Raw genomic sequence first — 20,330 nt, 5'->3', positions numbered from 1 at the left:
CCCCTCAAGGTAGCATGAAACCCTAGGGGTTAAAGGAGCTTCTTGGTCCAGGGAGGAGGCCCTAGGCCCAGGAGGCCTTTAAGTCCCAGGGCTGCCTCCACGCCCTGGGTGCCGTAGTTATTGTTGAAAATGACGAAAACCGTCTCGGCCTTCTCCGCAAGGGTCAGGGTGGCCTGGGCCAGGTCCTGAAGCTCCTCTTCCGAGTAACGCCAGTTGAAGCGCTCGTAGGGCTTTTGGTGCGGGCCTTTCCAGGACTCTGCGTTTCTTCCGTGGCATCGGAGCACCGCCACGGGGTGGGTGGGTTCCAGGACCCGGGGTGGGGCCTCGGGATGGGGTGGGGCATCCACGCTCACGTGGATGAGGCCAAGCCGCTCAAGCTCCTTCTTCACAAACCCCCAGGCCACATACCACCTGGGGTTGCGGAACTCCACCGCTACAAAGTAGCCCCTTGTCCTTTCCGCTAGGTGCTCCAGGTACTGGAAGCTTCGGGGCTTGGGTTCAGTCCAGGGCGGAAGGCCGAAGTGCAGGTACCCCAGCTTGCCGGCCTCCCTTAAGGGGGTGATGGCGGCGAAGAAGCGGTTCCAGGCTTCCTCTAGAACCTCTTGGGGGATTTCCCGCTGGGCCAGGTGGCCTTCGGTTTTGGGGAGAAGGGAGCGAAGGTCCTTGGGAAGGGTGGTGGCCTCGAGGCCGTGCCCGGTGAAGGCGGAAAATGCCTTCACGTGGAAGAGAAAGCCCGCTGGGGTCCTCTCTGCCCATTTCGCCACCACCTCCCGCCGGGGTAGGGCGTAGAAGGTGCTGTCCACCTCCACGGTGTCAAAGTGCTCCGCGTAGTAGCGGAGGCGCTTCTCGGGATGGTGGCGTACCTCGGGAGGATACCACCCGGAGGCGAGGAGGGTTTCGTCCGTCCAGCTGGCGGTACCCACCCGGATCTCTCCCATGCCCTCATGGTGGCAGGGGTGGGGGTTTTAGACAAGCGCTTACCCCGCCTTGGCTGCGGCCCTCTCCGCTTGGCGGGCCAGGGGAAGGAGCTCGTGGGCTAGGGCTTCTAAGGCCCCGGGCTTCAACCTCTACGTCCTGAACAACGGCATCCAGTGGCGGGCCATGCCTCATGACTTACCCCACCGGTCCACGGTCTACCCCTACTTTCGCAAGTGGCAGAAGGAGGGGGTCTGGGAGCGGGTGGCCCAGACCCTGGTCCGCCTTGACCGGGAGCGGGAGGGGCGGTATGCCTCTCCAAGCGCCCTGGCGATGGATAGCCAGTCGGTGAAGACGGGAAAAAGGGGGCCCCGGGGACGTCAGCCCAGCGGGCTACCTTGTCGACGGGGGGAAGAAGGTTAAAGGGAGCAAGCTTTGTCTAGGGAAGCCATGGGAAAATGAGCCCATGGAGCCCCTTTGGCCAAGGCCTAAAGTGGTGGTGAGCGCCTGCTTGGGCTTTGCCGCCGTGCGCTACTCGGGGGAACTGATACCAGATCGGATTGTGGCTGCCTTGCGGGAGCATGTGGACTTCATCCCCGTGTGCCCGGAAGTGGAGATCGGCCTAGGGGTGCCGAGGCCCACGGTGCGCCTGGTGCGGGTGGGGGAGGGGGTGCGCATGGTTCAGCCCCAGACGGGCGAGGACCTCACGGGGAGAATGCAGGCATTCAGCCAGAGGTTTCTCGCCTCCTTGGGCCAGGTGGAGGGGTTCATCCTGAAAAACCGTTCCCCCTCCTGCGCCCTCAAAGACGCCAAGGTCTACGCTCACGCTGTGGGCGGCGGGGTGGTAGGCAAAGGGGCTGGCCTCTTCGCCCAAGCGGTGGAAAGGGCCTTCCCCCTCCTCCCCAAGGAGGATGAGGGCAGGCTGACCAACGCCCGCCTCCGGGCCCACTTCCTCACCCGCATCTTCGCCTTGGCCCGGCTTAGGGCGGTGGAGGACCTCCCTGGCCTTATGGCCTTCCACGCCCGCTACAAACTTCTCCTACACGCCCACCATCAGGCGGCGGCTCGGGCTTTGGGCCGGCTCCTGGCGGAGGGGAAGGGCAGGCCCTTTGTGGCGTTGCGCCGGGCGTACGAGGAGGGGTTCTTGCAGGCCACCCGCCTTCCCTTCCGCCTGCCCTCCATGGCGGATGCCCTCCTCCACGCCTTTGGCCACTTTAAAGGGGTTCTTTCGCCTAAGGAAAAGGCCCATTTCCTGGACCTTCTCGCGGATTTCCGGGAGGAAAGGGTGCCCCTCGAGGCCCCCCTGGCCCTCCTCCGGTCCTGGGCCCTGCGGCAGGGGGAGGAGTACCTGGAGGGCCAGGCCCTCTTTGAGCCCTACCCCAGGGGCCTCATGGAGGCTAGAAGCTCCTGACAAGTGCCCGTGCATAGGGGGTGCCCTACCGGCAAGGGCGGATGCGGCTTGCCCATGGCTTTTTGGGCCTCGTTGGCGCGCAAGCCCCAACGGGGTACTTGAGCGGTTATGCATGAACCCCGCTGCACCCTCGAGGCCGAGCGGATCACCCTCCTCGGGTGGTCCCCGTTGGGCCCGGAGCCCCCAGGGGGTAGTCGGGCTCAATCCGCCCCCGGGCCTCCTTAGGGGTCTTGGCCCCGATGGCGAAGAGGGCGGTGCGCATCTCCTTCAGGTAATCCTCCAGGAAGGCGGCCACGGCCTTTGGGCCCTCCAGGGCCGGCTTCAGGAGAGGCCTTGCCACCGCCACCAGGTCGGCCCCCAGGGCCAGGGCCTTCACCGCCTCCGTGCCCGTGTAGATCCCCCCGGAGGCGATGAGGGGTACCTCGTGGAGGACCTCCCGCACCTCCAGGATGGCCCTTGCTGTGGGAAGGCCGATCTCGCAAAGCTCCGGGTGGCGCACTTCCCCATAGCGGACCCATTCCTCCACCCTTGCCCAGCTCGTCCCCCCAGCCCCGGCCACGTCCACCGCCGCCAGGGGAAGCCCCCTTAGGGCTAAGGCGGCTTCCCGGGAAAGGCCGTGCCCTACCTCCTTCACCAGCACGGGGAAGGGGAGGGGAAGGAGGGCTTGCAGGCGTTCCAGAAGCCCCCGGAAGTCCGTGTCCCCCCCTTGCACCGCCTCCTGCAGGGGGTTCACGTGCAGGGCCAGGGCGTCGGCTTCCAGCATCTCCACCAGCCGCAGAAGGTTGTCCCGCCCGTAGCACCGGAGCTGGGCCAGGCCCAGGTTGGCGATGAGGAGTACCTTCGGGGCCACCTTGCGCACCCGGAAGCTCCTTAGGGCCTCGGGCCTTTCCAGGACGATGCGCCCTGAGCCCAGCATCATCCCCACCCCCAGGGCCTCGGCCGCCTCGGCCAGGGCCAGGTTGATCCTCTCGCCCATAGCCTCCCCCCCGGTCATGGCCCCGATCAGGAAGGGGGCCTTCAGGACCTTGCCCAAAAAGGGGGTGGTGAGGTCCACCTCGGCAAGGGCCAGGCCCGCCAGGGCCTGGTAGCGGAGGCGGTAGCGCTCCAGGCCGGTGGTGGTCCGCTGGTAGGCCACCTCCCCGTGGAGGCAGGCCTCGAGGTGCTTCCGCTTCCTTGCCAGGGTGCTCACGCCCGGGCCTCCAGGAGGGCCCTTGGGGCCCGCTCCAGGCCCAGGTCGTGGGCGATGAGCCTGGCGGTCATCTTGGCGGACATCATCACGCTGGGCAGACCCGCCCCTGGCTGGTAGCTTTGGCCCACTAGGTAGAGGCCCCTGACGTCCTCCGAGCGGTTCCTGGGCCGGAAGGAGGCGGTCTGCCAAAGGACGGGCTCGGGGCCAAAGGCGTTGCCCAGGTGGCTGTTGAGGGTCCACTGGAAGTAGTCGGGGGTGACGAAGTGGGTGTAGACCAGGCGGTCCATGAGCCCGGGCAGGTAGCCCGCCTCGTCCAGGTAGCGAAGGGCCTTCTCCAGGTACCTGGGGCCTAGCGCCCGCCAGTCCAGGCCGCTTCCGTTGTGGGGCACGGGCACCAGGGTGTAGGCGGCATGATGCCCTGGGGGGGCCAGGGAGGGGTCGGTGAGGGTGGGCAGGTGGAGGTAGTGGGCAAAGTCCTCGGGGAGGACCTTTCGCCCGAAGATGTCCTTGAGTAGGTCCTCGTACCGCTCCGAGAGGAGGACGTTGTGGTGGCGGAGCCGCTCTCCCTCGTCCCCCCGGGCCTGGAAGCCGAAGTAGGCCACGAAGAGGCTCATGGAAAGCCGGGTGCGCTTTAGGCGCCAGTCCCCATGCCAAAAGCGGTCTTCCGGGGCCAGGAGCTCCCCGTAGGTGTGCACGTAGTCGGCGTTGGAGACCACCAGGTCAGCGTCCAGGCGCTCGCCGTTTTCCAGGACCACCCCCACCGCCTTGCCCTTCCGGGTGAGGATGCGGCGCACGGGAGCCTCGTAGCGGATCCTTCCCCCCAGCTCCTCCAGCTTGCGCACCAAGCCCCGCACCAGGGCCCCCGTGCCCCCCATGGCGAAGTGCACCCCCCAGTTCCGCTCCACGAAGTGGATCATGGCGTAGATGGCGGGGACCGCAAGGGGGTTGCCGCCGATGAGGAGGCTTTCAAAGGAGAAGACCCGGCGCATCTTGGGGTTTTGGAAGTACTTCTTCACGAAGGTGAAAAGGGGGCGGACCGCATCCAGCCTGAGGAGGTCAGGGGCCACCTTGAGAAGGTCCAGGAGGCTTCCAAAGTGGGTGAAGCCCAGCTCCAAGAAGCCCCGTTGGAAGATGGCCCGGGCCGCCTCTTCAAAACGGAGGTAGCCCTCCAGGTCCTCCGGGGCCAGGCGGCGGATCTCCCCTAGGAGGTGCTCCCGGTCGTCCTTGTAGTCAAAGTGGGTGCCGTCGGGGAAGTGAATGCGGTAGAAGGGGTCCAGGGGGACAAGCCTCACGTAGCGGGTGGTGTGGGTGAGGCCCTCTTCCTCTGGGAAATCAGGGTAAAGCCTAGGGTCCCCCGGGCGGGTGGCGAAGAGGTCCTCCAGGAAAGGGGGCACGGTGATCACCGTAGGGCCCATGTCAAAGGTAAAGCCCTCCGCCCGGTGTACCCGGGCCCTACCCCCGGGGTCGTCCAGTTTCTCCAAGACCAGGACCTCGAGGCCCATGGCCGCCAGGCGTATGGCGACGGAAAGCCCGCCCACCCCGCTTCCGATGACGATAGCCCGCATGGGCAGGAGTTTACCCGGAAGGGCGGAAGGAGAAGTTGGGCCGGGCCCACACTGCTAAAGGACCCGCCCCTTCCAGCGCTTGCCCGGTAGGAGGGCCCGCAGGTACGCGGGGAGGAGGACGACTGGGGCAAGGGGGGTGAGGAGGGCGGGCCAGAGGGGGCCCCCCAGGGCCGCTTGCACCAGAAGCCTCTCCGCGAGGCCCAAAAGCCCCAGCTCCAAGCGGCCAAAAAGCCAGGGAAGGGTGTAGAGGGAGAGGTGGTAGAAGGCGCTTCCCAAAAGGACTACGGGGTTCTTGAGGTGAATCTCCAGAAAGTTTTTGCCAAAGCCCTCCACCACCTCCCGGTAGCCCCGGTACATCTCCGCGGCGAAGAGGTTCGTGCCCAGGGCCAGGCGGAACCGCCCCGCCCTCCGGCCTAGGGCCACGTCCTCCAGCACCTCTGCCCGCACCGCCTGGTGCCCTCCAAGGGCGAAGTAGGCCTCCCGGCGGAAGGCCAGCACCTGGCCGTTGGCCACCCTTAGGGCCTCGAGGAGGGGATGGGGCAGAAAGGAGAAAAAGCCCCCCATCACAAAGGGTACCGTAGCCGTCACCAAGGCCCCCCGGGCCTCCTGCTGGGGCAAGGCGGAGAGGAGGTCTACCCCCTCCAGGGCCTGCAAAAGCCCTCCTAGGGCCCCCTTTTCCCAGCGCACGTCCGCGTCGGTGAAGACCAGGACCTCTCCCCGGGCTTCCTGGGCCAGTTGCCAGCAGGCCCAGTTCTTCCCGGTCCATCCTGAGGGAAGGGGTTTGCCCTTTAGGAGGCGGAAGCCCGGGTAGCCCCTTCCCAGCTCCAGGGCCACCTCCGCGGTGCCGTCCTCCGAGCCGTCGTCCAGGACCAGGACCTCCAGGGCCCCCTGCTGCAGGAGGCTGGGGAGGGTGCGCCTCAGGTTTTCCGCCTCGTTGCGGGCGGGGACCAGGAGGGAGGCGCTGGGCCGCTTGGGGGTAGGCGCGGGCGTGAGCCGGGGAAAGCGCGAAAGGTTGTAGAAAAGGGACAAGAGGCGGAGGAGCAGGAAGAGGAACACCCCGAAGAAAAAGTCGCTTGGGGGGTTCATAGCCGCTTCACAGCCTCCACCAGGGGGCGTACCCGCTCCTCCAGGCTCCGCCGCCCCCGGAGGACCTCCCGGAAGCCCTCGGGGAGCGCCCTAGGGTGGGTTTGCGCCAGCAGGCGGTCCAGCTCGGCCAGGAGGCCCGCCAGGGCCCTTTCCAGATCCCCCTCCGGGGGAAGGGGCTTTCCCACCCACACGAAGGCTTCGGGGTGCTCAAAGCCCCGCAGGGCTACCCGGCAGGCCACGGGGAGGAGGGGTACCCCGGCCTTGGCGGAGAGCCAGGCCGCCCCAGGGCGTAAGGGGCCCAGGGGGCCGGGGTAGCGCATGGTCCCTTCGGGGAAGACCGCCACCCACTCGCCCTTGGCGAGGCGCCGCAGGGCTTCCCGCACCCGTCCCGCCTCGAGGGCCCCTGCCAGGACCAGGACGGGGAAGGCCCTCAGGTTTTCCTCCGCCACCAAGAGGCTCAAGGGGCGGCGGTGGTGCTTTCCCAAAAACCAGACCAGGTGGCCGTCAAAGTGGCTGTGGTGGTTCATGGCCAGGACCAGGGGACCGGGCGGCACCTCCCCCCGCAGATAGACCCCCCGGAGGCTCCCCCTTAAGGAAGCCTGGAGCATTCCCTCCACCAGGGCCTTAAGCAGACAGGGGAACGGGCGCTTTGGGTCCAGCCTCATCGCAGGCGCCTCAGGGCCTCGGGGTGCCAGGCCAGGAGCAGGCCCTGCACCACCGCCAGGTTGGTGAAGAGGAAGAAGGCCATCTCCTCCAGGGGCAGGCCCCAGGCCTTTACCCCCAGGGTATGGGCCTCGGAGATCCACCAAATTTCTTCGAGGGTGATGGCCCAGAAGTCGGCGAGCCAGAGGTAGAGGGTGGGGAGAGCCGTTCCAAGGAAGAAGGGCTTCCGCCAGGCCCAGAGCAGATCCCCCCCGAAGGCCCACTGGAGGACGAAGACCGGGGCGAAGTAGGCCAGGATGAGGCCCAGGTAGAGGTAGCGGCCCTCCAGGGCCACGAGCAGTACGCCCAAGGCGGCCAGGAGGAGCCATAGCCCACCCCCCACCACCCGGGCAAGGCCCGGGCCCGGGCTTGGGGGCTCCCCCGCGAGGCGGAGGAGGAGGGCCCCGGTGAGGAGGGGCTGGAGGAGGAGGGCCCCGGTGAGGAGGGGCTGGAGGAGGAAGAAAAGGTACTCCTCCAAGGGCACGTACCCGATGCGGAGGAGCACCCGCCCCTCGGGGTAGCCCCAGACCCCCTTCCAGACCAGGTAGTTGTCCCAGGGGGTGGTGTAGAGGAGGGCGATGAGGGGCATGAGGAGGTAGGCCCAAAGCCTTGGGGCTTTGGGCCGGGCCCAGAGGAGGAGCAGGGCCAAGGGGGGAAGGAGGAGGATGAGGTGGAACCCCAGGTAGGTCATGCGGCCTCCAGGGTGGCCCAAAGCCCCCCCTCGGGCCGTAAGGTTACTCCGGCGTGAACCTTAGGCGTGGGCAAAGGAGAGAGCCGGAAGCGGCGGAAGAAGGCCATGAGAGCCACGGGGCCTTCTAAGAGGGCGAAGTCCCGCCCCAGGCAGAGCCGCCTTCCCAGGCCGAAGGGGAAGTAGTGCCCGGAAGGGGTGCCCCGTCCTTCCAGGAAACGCTCGGGGCGGAAGGCCTCGCCCTGGGGAAAGTGGAGCCGGTGGGTCACGTAGGGGGAGAGGACCACCGTGGTGCCCGGGGGGACCTCTTCGTTCCCCAGGTTCAGGGGGGCCTCTGCCTTGCGGGTGAGGATCCAGGCAGGGGGGTAAAGCCTCAGAGCTTCCTGGAAGGCGGCCAGGGCGTGGGCCTCGCTTTCCGCCACCTTCTCCTGCCAGTCCGGCCTGTGGGAGAGGAGGTAGAGGCTCCAGGTGAGGGCGCTAGCGGTGGTTTCGTGCCCCGCCACCAGGAGGGTTTTGGCCTCGGCCAGGGCCCTTTCCCGGGGGAGAGCGGAGAGGGGGGGCTCGGAAAGTAGGGGGAGGGCCGCTTCCTCCAGGGCCCTTCTGTGTTGATGGAAGCGCCACTCTGCCAGGAGGTCCAGCCGGGAGAAGGGGTTTTGCATCCGCTCCACGATCCGCTCCAGGGCGGAGAGGGCCAACTCGGCAATCCGCTCGGGTAGGGCTTTTCCCCAAAGGGCCCGGCCCAGGAAGCGCAGGGAAAGGGCCAGCATGGCGTGGTCCAGCTCCCGCCGTTCCCTGGGGCGCCAGGAGGAGAAAAAAGCCTCCGCCTCCTCCACCAAGGCTCCCCGGTAGCCCGCCACGCTCCGGGGGAGGAAGGGGTCTTTGAGGGCCTTGCGGGCCCTTTGGTAGGCTTCCCCCCAGTCGGTGAGGAGGCCCCGCCCCGTAAGCCGGGAAAGCTCCTGGTACTGGAAGGTGGCCTTGTGGTCGGTGGCGTGGAGCACCTTTTCCACTCCTTGGGGGTCGAAGACCAGGTGGAGGGGCATCCCTGGAAGGGGCAGGTGCAGCCGGGGGTGGGCCCGGCCCCAGGCCAAGAGGGTAGAGAGGGGGTCTTCCCGGAGCCGCCTTAGGTCGGGCAGGGCTTTTTTGAGGTTCAAGGTGGCGGTCATGGGGCCATCTTAGCGGCGGATGAGGGGGCAGTAGCCCGTGCGGGCCATGAGGAAGGCCAGGAGGGCTAGGCCCAGGAAGAGGATCTTTTCTTCCCGGAAAAGGGCCAGAAGGAGGAAGAGGGCCACCAGGCCGTGGCGCACAAAGGCGATGGCCCGAAGGGCCTTTTGGGAATCGCGCACCTGGAACATGGGCTGAGTCTACTCTATCCAGATTCCCAAGAGGTGTAGCCCCGCCTACCCTCGGGTTAGCCGCTGGACCAGCTCCAGGTAGCGCCTGCGGGCCTCGAGGAGGTCCACCACGGGATCCTGGGGTTCATAGGAGGGGTACTCCGGCGCCCAGCGGCGGAGCCAGTCCCCTTCGGGGTCGTGCCGCCGCCCCTGCTCCACCAGGTTGAACACCCGGAAGTAGGGGGCGGCGTCCACCCCAAGGCCTCCCGCCCACTGCCAGCCCTGGAGGTTCTGCGGGGTATCCCCGTCCAGGAGGAGGTTCTTGAAGAGGGCCTCCGCCTTCTGCCAAGGGAGGAGGAGGTACTTCACCGCAAACTGGGCCACTGCCATTCGGGCCCGGTTGGAGAGGAAGCCGGTGGCGTGGAGCTCCCGCATGGCGGCGTCCACCAGGGGCACCCCCGTCTTGCCCCAGTACCAGGCGGAAAGGAGTTCCTCATCCTCCTGCCAGGGCAGCGAGGCGAAGCGCGGATCCAGGGGGTGTTCCCGCATCCTAGGGAAGTGGTAAAGGAGGTGGTAGGAAAAGTCCCGCCAGAGGAGCTCCGCCACCCACTTCCTGGCCCCCTCCCCGCCCCGCTTGAGGGCCTCCCAGGCGGCCTGGCGGGGGGAGAGGACCCCCAGGGTGAAGTAGGGGGAAAGCCGTGAGCCCCCCGCCCCGTCCAGCCGGTCCCGCTCCCGGTGGTAGCGGGAAAGCCCTTCCTCCAAGAAGCGTTCAAGACGCCTCCAGGCCGCCTCCTCCCCCGGCTCGGGCAGGGGGATGTCAGGAGTCTCCCCCGGCACCTCCCCTTCCTCCGGGGCTTGGGGCAGGGCGTCTGGGGCGGGTAGGGGTGGATCCACCCCCAGGAAGTGGCGGCTAAAGGGGGTGTAGACCCGGTAGGCCTTGGGGAGGTCGGGGGGGACGAGGTGGGGGGCGGGGAGGAGATGGAGGGGGACAAGCAGGGATTCCCGCACCCGTTCGTCCCGGTAGCGCCCATAGGGGGTGTAGCTCCTAAGGGCGTAGACCCCCTTGGCCCTAAGGGCCTGGGCCGCCTCGGGCACCTTTTCCCAGGGGGGGCCCTGGAGCACCCAAAGGGCCCCGCCCCGCTCCCGGTAGGCCCGCCTCAGGGCCCGCACGTTGGCCAGGAACCAGGCCCGCCTCCTTGGGCTCGCTTGGGCAAGGTTGTTGGGGTCCAGCACCACGAGGCCGACCGCCGGGCCCTGGGCTAGGGCCTCGAGGAGGGCCGGGTGGTCGGCAAGCCGCAAATTCCCCTTGTGCCAAACCAGGTACACGGAACGAGTCTACGGGCAGAGGGCTCAGGCTTCCGTAGCCGGAAGCCCCTTTTGGGAGAGGCGAAAGGCCCGCGGAAGGAGGCGCAGGCGCTCCCAACCCTTGAGGTGAGCCCGTTGGTTGAGGTTGTCGTAGCCCATGAGCCTGAGCTTGTCCAGAATGCCTTGGTACTGCAAGGCGGCGAGGGCGATGGCCGCCCGGCCCACCCGCAGGCCTGTGAGGCCCTGCAATCCCTCGTGGTAAAGCCTTCGGGCCCGGCCCTCCAGGTGGGCCATGAGGGCCCGGTACTCCGGGGTGATCCTCCCCGCGTGCAGGTGGGCCAGGTGGACACCGTAGCGCTCCAGGAGTTCCCCGGGCAGGTAGACCCGGTCCCTTCCCAGATCCTCCCCCACGTCCCGCAGGATGTTGGTGAGCTGCATGGCCTGGCCAAGGAGGATGGCCTTCTCCTCCACCTCCTTGCTCCCTCCCGCGATGGGGGCGATCATCCGCCCCACGGTACCCGCCACCTGGTAGCAGTAGGTGAGGAGCTCGGCCTCCGTTTGCAGGCGCACGGGGCCCAGGTCCCGCTCAAAGCCCTGGCGCATGTCCCAGAAAGCCTCCTGGGGAATGGGCCAGCGCTCCAGGGCCCAGGCCAGGCCTTTTTCCCATTCCTCCTTGGGAAGCCCCCGGTAGGCCCGTTCCACCCCCCGCCACCAGGCTTCCAGGGCCTCCTGGCCTCCTTGGGGCCCGTCCACCGCCTCGTCGCCCAGGCGGCAGGCGGCGTACACCGCCCAGGCGCCCTTGCGCTCCGTGGGGGGGAAGAGGAGGCTTCCCAGGTAAAAGGTGGTGGAGTGCCGGCGGATAAGGCCCGATAGGGATTTCCAGTCGGGATCCATCTTTACACCAGGCTAGCCCTTGGCCCGTGAAGGAGTTTTGTCCCGCACACATTTTAAACCTGTACATAAGCTTGACAAAAGTTGGCCGACCGGCTAGCCTAGAGGTATGACCCGCTCCGGGGTGTACACCATCTCCGAGGTGGAGGCCCTGACCGGTTTTTCCGCCGAGGTGCTCAGGCAGTGGGAGAGGCGTTACGGCTTCCCCAAGCCGGAGAGAACCCCGGGTGGCCATCGCCTGTACCGGGCGGAAGACGTGGAGGCCCTCAAGGTCATCCGCCGTTGGTTGGACGAGGGGGCTACCCCCCAGGCAGCCATCCGCCGTCTCCTGTCCCAGGAGGCACGGCCGGGGGAGCTTCCCCAGGAGCTCCTTGCCGCCCTTTTGGCGGCAGACCTTTCCCGTGCAGAAGCCTTATTCCGCCGATCCGTGAAACTTTTGGGGCCCGAAGGGGCTTTGCGCGGGGTCTTGGTGCCGGTTTTGCGGGAGGTGGGGGAGGGCTGGCACCGGGGGGAGGTCAGTGTGGCCCAAGAGCACCTGGCCACCCAGTTTCTCCGCTCCCGCCTGCAGGAACTCCTGGACCTGGCCGGCTACCCCCGGGGGGCGCCCATCCTGGTCACCACCCCCCCGGGGGAACGGCATGAGCTCGGGGCTATGCTCGCCGCCTACTACCTGCGCCGCCGGGGGTTTCCCGCCTTGTACCTGGGGCCCGACACGCCCCTTTCCGACCTCGAGGCCCTTGCCCGGGAACTGGGGGCGCGGACCGTGGTGCTTTCCGCCCTCCTCCCGGATACCCTTAAGGCCCTTCCCGAGGGTTCCCTAAAAGGCCTTGCCCCCAGGGTGTTCCTGGGGGGGCAAGGGGCGGACCCGGAGACGGCCCGGCGCCTAGGGGCGACCTACGCGTCGGACCTAGAGGCTTTGCCCCAGGCATTGGAGGAGGAGGCATGAAGAGGCTAAATCGCAAGGAGGCGGTCTTCTTGGCCGGTGACCGGGTGGACACCCTGTACCGATTGCAGTCGGGCCTGGTGCGCATTGTGGAGCTCCTTCCTGATGGGCGCACCCTCACCTTGCGCCACGTCTTGCCCGGGGATTATTTCGGCGAGGAGGCCCTAGAGGGCCGGCGCTATCGCTATGCCGCCGAGGCCATGACCGAGGCGGTGGTGGAGGGATTGGATCCCAAAGGGATGAACCATGAGGCCCTGCACCAGGTGGCCCGTAACCTGGCCCGGCAGATGCGGCGGGTGCAGGCCTATGAGGCCCACCTCCAGTCGGGGGAGCTCAGGGCCCGGATTGCCCGGTACCTTCTGTTTCTGGCGGACACCCCTGCTTCCTTTAGGGATGAACAGGGCCTTTTCGTCACCGTTTCCCACGAGGAAATTGCCGATGCCACCGCCTCCACCCGGGAGTCGGTGTCCAAGATTCTTTCCGACCTGCGGTACGAGGGCCTGATCGCCACCGCCTACCGCAAGGTCTACCTTCTGAACCTGAAGGGCTTGGAGGAGGAGGCCCAGGGGATCCTCGAGGCGGCCTAGATGCGGGTCTTGGTGGTGGGGGGAACAGGGTTCGTGGGCCGGCACCTGGTGGCCCGGCTCGTGCAACGGGGCCACACCCCCTTGGTCCTTTCCCGCACCCCTAGGGACCTTCCCCAGGGAGCGGTCCATATCCCTGGGGACATTACCCGGGAGGTGCCGGCCCTGGAGGGGGTGGAGGCCGCCATCTACCTGGCGGGGATCATCCGGGAAAGGGGCCAGACCTTCCGCCAGGTTCATGTGGAAGGGGTGGGAAACCTCCTTCAAGGTTTAAGGCAAGCCGGGGTGAACCGCATCCTTCACATGTCCGCCTTAGGGGCCAGACGGGGCACGGGTAGCCGCTACTACGAAACCAAGGCGGAGGCCGAGGAACTGGTGCGGGGTAGCGGCCTGAGCTACGCTATTTTCCGCCCTAGCCTCATCTTCGGCCCCGGGGACGAGTTCTTTGGCCAGGTCCTGAGGGGCTTGGTCTGCGGGCCCTGGCCTTTCGTGCCCCTGATTGGGGATGGAAGCTTTCGCTTTCGCCCCGTCTACGTGGGGGATGTGGCCGAGGTCTTCGCCCAGGCATTGGAGAGGGGCCTCGAGGGCACCTTTGACCTGGTGGGGCCAAGGGAGTACACCTTCCGGGAGCTTTTAGGGCTTTGCATGGGGGTTGTGGGCCGGAGGAAACCCTTTCTCCCCATACCCCTTCGGCTGATGGACCTGGCCGTACCCCTCCTGTCCCGCCTGCCCTTTGCCCCCATCACCCAGGATCAGTACCTCATGCTGAAGGAGGGGAACACCGCTCCCTTTCCGGAAGCCCTAAAGGACCTCCTCCCGGCGCCTAAGGCCCTGGAGGAGGTCCTTCCCACCTACCTCAAGTGCTAGGCAGGCCCTTTCCCGCCCTGCCTTCGTTCTCCAGGCGGCAGGCGGGCCTAAACCGCACCCCCAGGGCTGTGCCCAGGAGGGCGAAGACCCCCCAAAGGGGACCGTGGAGGCTGAAGGAGGCAGTGCCCCCTAGGTAGGCTCCGATGTTGCAACCCCCTGCCAGCCGGGCTCCGTAGCCCATGAGCACCCCTCCCAGGAAGACCCCCAGGTGGGTGGTCCAGGGGATGCGGCGCAGGTCCTGAAGCTTAAAGGCCCCGCCCAGGGTGGCTCCCAGGAAGGCTCCCAGGAAGACCCCGAAGTTGGTCACGCTGGTGGGGTCTTTCAGGATGCTCTGCTCTAGCTTTTCAGCGAAGGCGGGGTTGTTGAAGAGGGCCCAATCCATCACCGGGATCCCCAAAAGTTGGGCCAGCTTGCCTCCCCAAAGGGCGAAGGCCGCTGTTACCCCCCAGGGGCGGCCCAGTAATAGGAGGATAAGGAGGCTTCCTAAGGCTAAGACTGCGGCACCTCCCACCAGGCTCCAAGGGCCGAGGAGGGGGTGGGTGGCTTCCCGTTGCCAGAGAGGTACCACCTGGCCCGTGCGCCTTTTTTCCACTCGGGAAACCAGAAGGTAGAGGAAGGCCAAAAGGCCTATCCAGAGGAGAAGGCCCGGGTAGGGGGAGGAAAACCAGGTGAGGGCACTACCTGGGTCCCAGGCGGGAAGGGCTTGCCAGTAAGGAAGGTGGTAGACCCCCAGCAAAGAGCCCACCATGAAGCCCAAGAGGACCAAAATCCCCCGGCTGTCCCCGCTTCCCGTGTGGTAGAGGGTACCGGAGGCGCACCCGTCCCCAAGCTGCATGCCGATACCGAAAAGGAAAGCCCCCACGGCGAGGGCGATCCCGACGGGTACCACAAACCCCTGCACCGCCTGGCCAAAGGCTTCCCCTTGGACCAGGAAGGGGAAGAAAAGCAGGCTGGTGAGGGCAAAGAGGAGAAAGTGGACCCTCAATAAGCGGCTTTCTCCCGTGAGGAGGAAACGCCGGAACCCCGAGGCGAAGCCAAACTTGGCGTGAAAAAGGGCTAGTCCTAGGAGGATGGCTACCCAGAAGGCCAGGACCAGCCTGACACCGGAAGCTAGCCAAACGGCGTAGGAAAGACCCAGGGTCGCCAGGAGAAAAAGACCGAGATAAACGAGACAAAGGGGTTGGGTGGGTTGCGGCCGGTTCATGCCCTTTATGATACCTATGAGCCTGTAAAAGTCAAGGGTATCTATACCGCGATAAAGCATTGGGCCTGGAAGGGGATTCCAGGCCCGAGGGGTGGAGTCCTTATACCCCTTCCTCATNAGGGGGGGGTGGGGTGGTATTAGAAGACGAAGTCCTCGAGGTACCAGCGCTCGGTCTTCTTATGCTCCTCCTTGGGGTCCATCTTGGACGCATGGGCCAGGAGGACGATTAGCTTTTTCCCCGGGGTGATCTCCACGTCGGTGGCTTCCCCGGTTTTCAACTTGCGGCTGAACTCCACCACCCAGGTATCGCTCTCGTAGGTGGCCGCAGCGGCCAGGATGGAGTTTTTCCCTCCTTCCTTCTCGTCGGCTACCGGGGCTCCCGTGCGCTTCACCTGGTACGTGTCCAAGGCCACCAGCTTGCCCCCTTCCATATAGAAGAGGTACAGGTCCGCCCCCTTCTTCTTGTCGGTCTTCTCCGGCAGGAAGCCAATGCCGATCCAACCCTTGCTCTTGCCCTCGAGGGCCAAATACAGGGTGTCCCCCACGATGCTCCAGTGCAGGGTGATGCCGCTTTTTTCGTGCTTGAGGCTCTTGGCGTACTCGCCGCTTGCGACCCTGCCGTCCACCTTGGGTGCCTGCGCCAGCGCCGCGCCTAGGGCAAGGACCAGAAGCCAGACCAGAGTTTTTCTCATCGCCTACCCCCTTTTAGTCGCGTACGGTTATCCCCACCACGAAGGCCACTGCCCCCACATGGGTGTGGGCCAAAGCCGCAAGAACCGGGCGGCTTCCCTCAAAAGCTTCCAGGAACCCCTTAAGGCTCCAAAGGCTTACTTCAGCATCCTGGGCATTCCAAAGTAGGTGATAGTAAGCCCCTAGGATGCCTGTGGCCACGGTTACCAGCATCCAGAGTAGAAAGGGGTAGCGAACCCACTTGCCCCGGTGGAAGAACATGAGAAGGGTGAGGGGAAAGCCCACCAGGGACACATAAAAGGGGATCCTGCTCTGCCAACTTTCCGTCCAGTGGTCCAGCACCCAGTGCTCCATGCTGTAGAAAGCAAAGCCCACCAGGGCGATGAGGAGAAAGGTGGACCGCAAGAACTCCAAAAGCCTTTCTTCCTCGGTTTTGGCTTTGATGAGGGCTTCGATCATACCTCACCTCCTACCTGGCCCGGTAGATGGCCAGAAGCCCGGTTACCCCTATGTGGGTAAAGGCCAGGGCCGCCAAGACGGGGCGGCTTCCCGCCACGGCCTCCATGGCAGCCTCAAACTCCCAGGCCACCTCCCCCTCAAAGTTCCAGAGCAAGTGGAAGTAGGCCCCGAGCATACCGGTGAACACCGAAGCCCACATGGTGAGGATGAAGGCCCACCTCACCCAGGGTGTTTTCCGGTCGAAGAGCACCCACAGGGTGAAAATAAACCCTGGGATGGCTACAAAGAAGGGAATCTTACTCTGCCAGCTTTCTGTCCAGTGGTCCAGGAGGAGGAGCTCCACCGGATACATCACCCATCCCACCAAGCACAGAAGGAGCATGACCAGGCGGATGAACTCCAGGGCCCACTGGGTTTGGCTGCGCGCGCTTTGGAAGGCCGGTATCACTGCTCACCTCCTTACCCCTGCCATAAGGCTAACACAGGTATAGAGGGGAAAGATGTCTCCTGGGACTCCCGGCGGGACATCCTTGGGGCGAAGGCTTTCCCGGCTTTCGTGGAGGTTCACCGTGAGGGGCTGCAGCTCAGAAGGAGCGGCCTTCTGTGGCGTGGGCTGCGGTGGGGGTGGCCTGGGGGCTGAGGTAAACCCTTGCCTTCTCGGGAAGCCCCTGCTCCTTCCCCTTGACCTCCACCATCACGTCCGCCGGGCCGGGGAGGGCTTGGAGGAGGGCCTCCCAGTCCTCCTCCGCCACGGCGAAGGCGTGGGCTCCGGGGCGTTTCCTGGGATCCTGGCTCGCCAGGTGCACCTTGGGCCGAGTCCCCCAGGTGAGGAAGGCTAGGCCTAGGGCTTCTTCCAGGGAAAGCTGGCCAGGGTTTAGGGCGTGGTGCAGGGTGTCCACCACCACTGGCACCCCTAAGGCTTCTGCGGCCCTTAGGACCTCCTTTACGCTCCAAAGGCGCTCGTCGTTTTCCAAGGCCAGGAAACGCAGGACCTCCCTCTCCCCTTGCAGGTTGGCTACGAACCGCCGGAGGGCCTTTTCCCGATCCCCGTAGGTTCCGCCCAGGTGCAGGACCAGTACCCCGTCTTCCACCCCCAAGAGCGTCAACACCCGCGCGGAGTAGCGGAGCTCGGCTAGGGAGCGCTCCACCACCCGGGGGTCTGGGCTTCCCGGGTTCACGTACTGCCCGGGGTGGAGGGAGAGCCGCTGGCCTAGGGCTTGCGCCAGGGCCCCAAGCCGCCCGAGCTCCCCCCCGTGGGCCTTGGCCCAGTCGTAGGGGAAGTGGGGATGGGAGGCGAAGGGCACCAGGTGCTGGCCGATGCGGAAGAGGCCGAAGCCCGCCTCCCGGTTCCAGCGGAGGATGCGCTCCAGGTCCTTCAGGTTCTCCGCTACCTTGGCCTGGACCCTCTCCTCCGTAAGGGAGGCCAGGCGGAGGGTGTGGTTGGTGCTGGCCCTAAGGGTCAGGTTCTCGCAGGGGTAGCCCAGGCGGATCATCGGCGTACCCTGGCCTCCAAGTAGACCTCCACCTCGTCCCGTACCTCCAGGAAGAGGAAGCGGGGGCGCTCCAGGTCCCATTCGGGGAAACGGGTGCGGAAGCTCCCGCGGAAAAGCCCGTTGGCCGGGTCTCCCAAGAGCTCTCCCTCCACCCGCACAGGCCGCCGCTTTCCCGCCAGCTCCAGCTCCCCTTCCACCACGAAGCGGTTTCCCTCATGACGGGTCCTCTGGGGATAGAAGCAGGCCTTAGGGTGATCCTTGACCTTAAGGATTTCCAGCGCTTTCTTGTCCCACTCAGGGATGCCTGAGTCCCAGGCAGCCTGTTCCAGGCAGACCTGGCCCGAGGCCCGCTCGCCGTCCCACAGGATCTCTCCCCGGGCGGTGAGGTTCTGACCCTCCCAGCTCCCTAGGGGGTAGAAGCCCCGGTAGCGGGCCTCTCCCTCTACCCGGTAAGGAGCTTGGGCCAGGGCCAAAAGGGGGAGGAGGAAGGGGAGAAGCCGCCTCACGGCCGAAACCTCCAGCGCTCCCCCAGGGTGGCGTAGTCCCGGAAGCCCAGGAAGAGGATAGGCCGCTCTTTAGCCTGGGGGGACCCCTCCGCGTGGACCACGTCCCCCAAGAAGAGGGCGCGGTCCCCTTCCAGGGGTAGCTCCATTACCTCCAGTTCAAAGACCGCCAAAGCCCCTTCCGGCACCTGGGTGTGCCGGAGCTTCCGGGCTGGGCGCAGGTCCACCCCGAGCCTTTCCGCCTTGCGCACCCTACGGCCCGAGAGGTAACCCGAGCGCACCACCCAGTCCCGTTCCTCCCAGGAAAGGAAGGTGAGAGCGGCCTCCCCCAGCTCCCGCAGAAGGATAAGGGTGTGGTTTTCCCGGTCCATGGCGAAGAGGAAGCGGAAGGGCTCTTTGGAAACGGGGGTCCACCAGGCCATGGGCATGAAGTTCTTCCCCACGCACAAGAGGGCCAGGTGCATGGGGTAGAAGAAGGCCCGGTAGGGGGCGCTTTTTCCCGTGGATTTTCTTTCCTCTGTCATGGCCTAAAGCTCCAGGATTTCTGGAGGAGGTTCCCTGAAGACACCTTCCAACACCTGCCTTGCTGCCTCTTCGGGGGCTAGGGCCCCTTTAGGAGGGCCGCCCAGGGGAGCCCAAAGCCCCGTGGCCACCGCCGGGAGGCGTACCAGGACCAGGTGGACCCCTTCCCGCCGCAGTTCCTTGCGGGCGGCCTCCAGGTAGGCCTCGAGGGCCCCCTTGGCCGCAGCGTAAGCAGCGAAGCCCGGCACCCGCACGTAGGCAGGATAAGCTCCAAAGAAGACCGCCCTCGCCCCCGGGCGGAAGCGGGCGTGCTTGAGGGCGAAGGCGGCGGTGAGGAGGTGGGAGCTGAGCGCCCTCTCCAAGAGGTCCCGCCCTATTTCCCGCACCCCTGCCCGGCCCACCTGGCCCACGGCGTGGAGGAGGAGGTCCAGGGGACCCGCCTCCTCCAGGAGCGCCTTGGTCTCCAGCTCGTCCTCGAGGTCCACAGGGAGGGCCTTGCCTCCCACCTCGGCTGCCAGGGCCTGGAGGGGCTCCGCCCGCCGCCCAGAAAGGAGCAGCTCCTCCCCCCGGAGGAGCCGAGAGAGGGCCGTGCCCAGGCCCCCAGTGGCGCCCAGCACCAAAACCCGCATGCCTGAAAACTACACCCTTTCCAAGAGGGGCTTTGTAGCCCAAAGAAACGTGGGCCCGCAAGGGGCCCAAGGGCAGGCCTGCCCCTCTAGGCCTAAGCGGCCTTAATTTCGGCTCCGAAGCCCTCCTCGAGGCTCTTGGCCCGGGCGATGGCGAAGACCAGGAGGCCGTAGATGGGCTTGGCGATTAGGTCGGCCAAGCTGTACCCCAACCGGATGGCCACCTCCTGGGTGGCCCCCCCGGGCAGCCAGCTGGCCTTGGCCCTTTACCCCTTCTTCCGCAACCCCCTGGCGCCCTACATGGCGGCGGTCTTTGCCCTTACCCTGCCCCACGCCTTGGTCATGGAGGCTTGGCTGCGGCGGCCTCCGCCTCTCGCACGATAGCCCGCGCCAGGTCGCTGAAGATACGCCGGTAGAAGGGGTAGAGGAGCCACCAGTAGAGGAGGCCGGTGAGGCCCTTGGGGTCAAAGTAGGCGGTCTGCACCAGCCGGGAACCTCCTCCCTTGGGGAGGGCCTGCCACTCCAGCCAGGCCTTGCCGGGCAGGCGCATCTCCAGCCAGAGGCGCAGAAGCCTTCCCGCCTCCACCCCCTCAAGGGCCCGCTGCAGGGCCAGAAGGTTCTCGCGGCTCCCCTGGACCACCTCCACCCGCCCCGTTCAAGGGGGGCCTTCCAGGCGGGTAAGCTCCCGCACCAGGACCCACACCCGGTGCCCCGCCTCTAAGAGGCGGGGGACGAGCCCCCCACGTACCCCGTGGCCCCGGTGACCAGGGCGTGCATGCCTCTAGCCTAGGGGTTTGGGTCTTGGGGAAGGATGGCCGGGGAAGGGGTTTGCAGCAGGACGATCCCTTCCCGGGCCGCCTCCCCCACCACCCCGATCTCCCCTTGCCGGGCCGCCCATTCCTCCGGGGTAAGGGCCACATACTCCACGTGGCGGAGGGGAAGAGTACGGTGGAGGAGAAGGAGTCTTTCCAGGTAGTCCATGCCCCGAAAGGCAGGGGAGACCACCAGAAGGTCCCAGTCGCTTTCCAGCAGGGCCTCTCCCCGGGCTCGGGAGCCAAACAGCAGAGCCAGGGCGATGGGCAGAGGGGCCTGGGCCAGGGCTTCCCTCAGCTTTTCCCAATGGACCTCTCCGCCCATGTGAGCACCTCCTCCGCCACCCGCAGGCGGGCTTCCGCCTGGGTCCTGCCGTAAAGCCGGGCAGGCAGGGTGCCGGCAGCGTCCGGATAACGGCTCACCGTGTAGTCCGGGGTGACGAGGCGGGCTCCTTCCACCACCCCTTCAGGGGCTCCCAGGGCCTCGGCCAGGGCCAGCAGGTCGTGGGTGCGGGGTAGGGTGCGCAGGCGTTCCACGTGGAGG

26 protein-coding genes and 1 pseudogene are annotated in these 20,330 nt (G+C 66.4%); 5 read left to right on the top strand and 22 right to left on the bottom strand.

All coding sequences use genetic code 11. The features are described from left to right. Nucleotides 1–29: 29 nt before the first annotated feature. Nucleotides 30–938 (bottom strand): DUF72 domain-containing protein, encoded by a 909-nt coding sequence (locus C2847_RS04050; RefSeq protein WP_105317191.1) that lies wholly within the window; start codon nt 936–938, stop codon nt 30–32. 130 nt (nt 939–1,068) lie between these two features. Between C2847_RS04050 and C2847_RS04045 the strand changes: the two are divergent. Both C2847_RS04045 and C2847_RS04040 read left to right on the top strand, forming a co-directional pair. Then, a pseudogene (locus tag C2847_RS04045) lies at nt 1,069–1,348 on the top strand (transposase); the annotation flags it as partial. A 33-nt stretch (nt 1,349–1,381) separates the two neighbouring features. Beyond that, on the top strand, nt 1,382–2,326 hold the full coding sequence (locus C2847_RS04040) for a YbgA family protein (RefSeq protein WP_105317189.1): 945 nt from the start codon (nt 1,382–1,384) through the stop codon (nt 2,324–2,326). A gap of 145 nt (nt 2,327–2,471) precedes the next feature. On the opposite strand, the gene fni is transcribed toward C2847_RS04040, so the two are convergent. From fni to C2847_RS03995, 9 genes are read right to left on the bottom strand one after another with little or no spacing between them, the layout of a single operon-like run. Beyond that, a complete protein-coding gene (gene fni, locus C2847_RS04035) occupies nt 2,472–3,515 on the bottom strand; it encodes a type 2 isopentenyl-diphosphate Delta-isomerase (RefSeq protein WP_105317188.1) in 1,044 nt (347 codons plus the stop codon). Continuing rightward, nucleotides 3,512–5,080, bottom strand: a complete 1,569-nt coding sequence (gene crtI / locus C2847_RS04030) for a phytoene desaturase family protein (protein ID WP_105317187.1) — start codon at nt 5,078–5,080, stop codon at nt 3,512–3,514. Before crtI ends, fni begins: the two co-directional genes overlap by 4 nt. 54 nt (nt 5,081–5,134) lie before the next feature. Further along, nucleotides 5,135–6,166, bottom strand: coding sequence for a glycosyltransferase family 2 protein (locus C2847_RS04025; RefSeq protein WP_105317186.1), 1,032 nt, complete (start codon nt 6,164–6,166; stop codon nt 5,135–5,137). Continuing rightward, nucleotides 6,163–6,831 (bottom strand): lysophospholipid acyltransferase family protein, encoded by a 669-nt coding sequence (locus C2847_RS04020; RefSeq protein WP_105317185.1) that lies wholly within the window; start codon nt 6,829–6,831, stop codon nt 6,163–6,165. The genes C2847_RS04025 and C2847_RS04020 overlap by 4 nt, the downstream gene beginning before the upstream one ends. After that, nucleotides 6,828–7,559 carry a lycopene cyclase domain-containing protein gene (locus C2847_RS04015; protein ID WP_105317184.1) on the bottom strand — a complete coding sequence of 244 codons (732 nt, stop codon included), beginning with the start codon at nt 7,557–7,559 and terminating at the stop codon, nt 6,828–6,830. The genes C2847_RS04020 and C2847_RS04015 overlap by 4 nt, the downstream gene beginning before the upstream one ends. Further along, nucleotides 7,556–8,719, bottom strand: a complete 1,164-nt coding sequence (locus C2847_RS04010) for a cytochrome P450 (protein ID WP_105317183.1) — start codon at nt 8,717–8,719, stop codon at nt 7,556–7,558. The genes C2847_RS04015 and C2847_RS04010 overlap by 4 nt, the downstream gene beginning before the upstream one ends. A 9-nt stretch (nt 8,720–8,728) precedes the next feature. Next, nucleotides 8,729–8,908 (bottom strand): hypothetical protein, encoded by a 180-nt coding sequence (locus C2847_RS04005; RefSeq protein WP_105317182.1) that lies wholly within the window; start codon nt 8,906–8,908, stop codon nt 8,729–8,731. A 45-nt stretch (nt 8,909–8,953) separates the two neighbouring features. Then, nucleotides 8,954–10,213 carry a cryptochrome/photolyase family protein gene (locus C2847_RS04000; protein WP_105317181.1) on the bottom strand — a complete coding sequence of 420 codons (1,260 nt, stop codon included), beginning with the start codon at nt 10,211–10,213 and terminating at the stop codon, nt 8,954–8,956. A gap of 24 nt (nt 10,214–10,237) precedes the next feature. Continuing rightward, the gene (locus C2847_RS03995) at nt 10,238–11,086 is read right to left on the bottom strand and encodes a phytoene/squalene synthase family protein (protein WP_105317180.1); all 849 of its coding nucleotides are present in this window, start codon (nt 11,084–11,086) and stop codon (nt 10,238–10,240) included. Nucleotides 11,087–11,192: 106 nt separating this feature from the next. Between C2847_RS03995 and carH the strand changes: the two genes are divergently transcribed. From carH to C2847_RS03980, 3 genes are read left to right on the top strand one after another with little or no spacing between them, the layout of a single operon-like run. After that, entirely contained in the window at nt 11,193–12,029 is an 837-nt protein-coding gene (gene carH, locus C2847_RS03990; protein ID WP_105317179.1) for an HTH-type transcriptional repressor CarH, read from the top strand. Further along, entirely contained in the window at nt 12,026–12,613 is a 588-nt protein-coding gene (gene ldrP / locus C2847_RS03985) for a transcriptional regulator LdrP (RefSeq protein WP_105317178.1), read from the top strand. Before carH ends, ldrP begins: the two co-directional genes overlap by 4 nt. After that, on the top strand, nt 12,614–13,477 hold the full coding sequence (locus C2847_RS03980) for a complex I NDUFA9 subunit family protein (protein WP_105317177.1): 864 nt from the start codon (nt 12,614–12,616) through the stop codon (nt 13,475–13,477). On the opposite strand, the gene C2847_RS03975 is transcribed toward C2847_RS03980, so the two are convergent. From C2847_RS03975 to C2847_RS03915, 12 genes are all read right to left on the bottom strand, one after another. After that, nucleotides 13,467–14,681 carry a YeeE/YedE family protein gene (locus tag C2847_RS03975; RefSeq protein ID WP_105317219.1) on the bottom strand — a complete coding sequence of 405 codons (1,215 nt, stop codon included), beginning with the start codon at nt 14,679–14,681 and terminating at the stop codon, nt 13,467–13,469. The two genes, C2847_RS03980 and C2847_RS03975, sit on opposite strands and share 11 nt — an antisense overlap. A gap of 137 nt (nt 14,682–14,818) precedes the next feature. Next, nucleotides 14,819–15,373: a DOMON domain-containing protein gene (locus tag C2847_RS03970; RefSeq protein WP_105317176.1), complete on the bottom strand. Its 555-nt coding sequence runs from the start codon at nt 15,371–15,373 to the stop codon at nt 14,819–14,821. Nucleotides 15,374–15,386: 13 nt separating this feature from the next. Continuing rightward, nucleotides 15,387–15,830 carry a hypothetical protein gene (locus C2847_RS03965; RefSeq protein WP_105317175.1) on the bottom strand — a complete coding sequence of 148 codons (444 nt, stop codon included), beginning with the start codon at nt 15,828–15,830 and terminating at the stop codon, nt 15,387–15,389. A 10-nt stretch (nt 15,831–15,840) separates the two neighbouring features. Then, nucleotides 15,841–16,182 (bottom strand): hypothetical protein, encoded by a 342-nt coding sequence (locus tag C2847_RS03960; protein ID WP_244187348.1) that lies wholly within the window; start codon nt 16,180–16,182, stop codon nt 15,841–15,843. Nucleotides 16,183–16,414: 232 nt separating this feature from the next. Then, nucleotides 16,415–17,323: a UV DNA damage repair endonuclease UvsE gene (gene uvsE, locus C2847_RS03955; RefSeq protein WP_105317173.1), complete on the bottom strand. Its 909-nt coding sequence runs from the start codon at nt 17,321–17,323 to the stop codon at nt 16,415–16,417. After that, nucleotides 17,320–17,829 (bottom strand): YceI family protein, encoded by a 510-nt coding sequence (locus tag C2847_RS03950; RefSeq protein ID WP_105317172.1) that lies wholly within the window; start codon nt 17,827–17,829, stop codon nt 17,320–17,322. Before C2847_RS03950 ends, uvsE begins: the two co-directional genes overlap by 4 nt. Next, the gene (locus C2847_RS03945; RefSeq protein WP_105317171.1) at nt 17,826–18,350 is read right to left on the bottom strand and encodes a flavin reductase family protein; all 525 of its coding nucleotides are present in this window, start codon (nt 18,348–18,350) and stop codon (nt 17,826–17,828) included. The genes C2847_RS03950 and C2847_RS03945 overlap by 4 nt, the downstream gene beginning before the upstream one ends. A gap of 3 nt (nt 18,351–18,353) precedes the next feature. Further along, a complete protein-coding gene (locus tag C2847_RS03940; protein WP_105317170.1) occupies nt 18,354–18,977 on the bottom strand; it encodes an SDR family NAD(P)-dependent oxidoreductase in 624 nt (207 codons plus the stop codon). Between the two features lie 92 nt (nt 18,978–19,069). Further along, nucleotides 19,070–19,198, bottom strand: a complete 129-nt coding sequence (locus C2847_RS03935) for a bacteriorhodopsin-like (RefSeq protein ID WP_244187347.1) — start codon at nt 19,196–19,198, stop codon at nt 19,070–19,072. 116 nt (nt 19,199–19,314) lie between these two features. Continuing rightward, complete coding sequence (locus C2847_RS03925; protein WP_244187346.1) at nt 19,315–19,620, bottom strand: DUF2867 domain-containing protein; 306 nt, start codon at nt 19,618–19,620, stop codon at nt 19,315–19,317. Between the two features lie 140 nt (nt 19,621–19,760). Then, a complete protein-coding gene (locus tag C2847_RS03920; protein WP_105317169.1) occupies nt 19,761–20,111 on the bottom strand; it encodes a nucleotidyltransferase domain-containing protein in 351 nt (116 codons plus the stop codon). Beyond that, the coding region (locus C2847_RS03915) for a HEPN domain-containing protein (protein WP_128415153.1) at nt 20,081–20,330 on the bottom strand (250 nt) is incomplete at its 5' end. The genes C2847_RS03920 and C2847_RS03915, both read right to left, overlap by 31 nt.

The organism is Thermus tenuipuniceus (genome assembly GCF_002964845.1).
Taxonomy (GTDB): domain Bacteria; phylum Deinococcota; class Deinococci; order Deinococcales; family Thermaceae; genus Thermus; species Thermus tenuipuniceus.
Note: the sequence above shows the minus strand (reverse complement) of the source record. Positions and strands in the feature narration are given on the sequence as shown.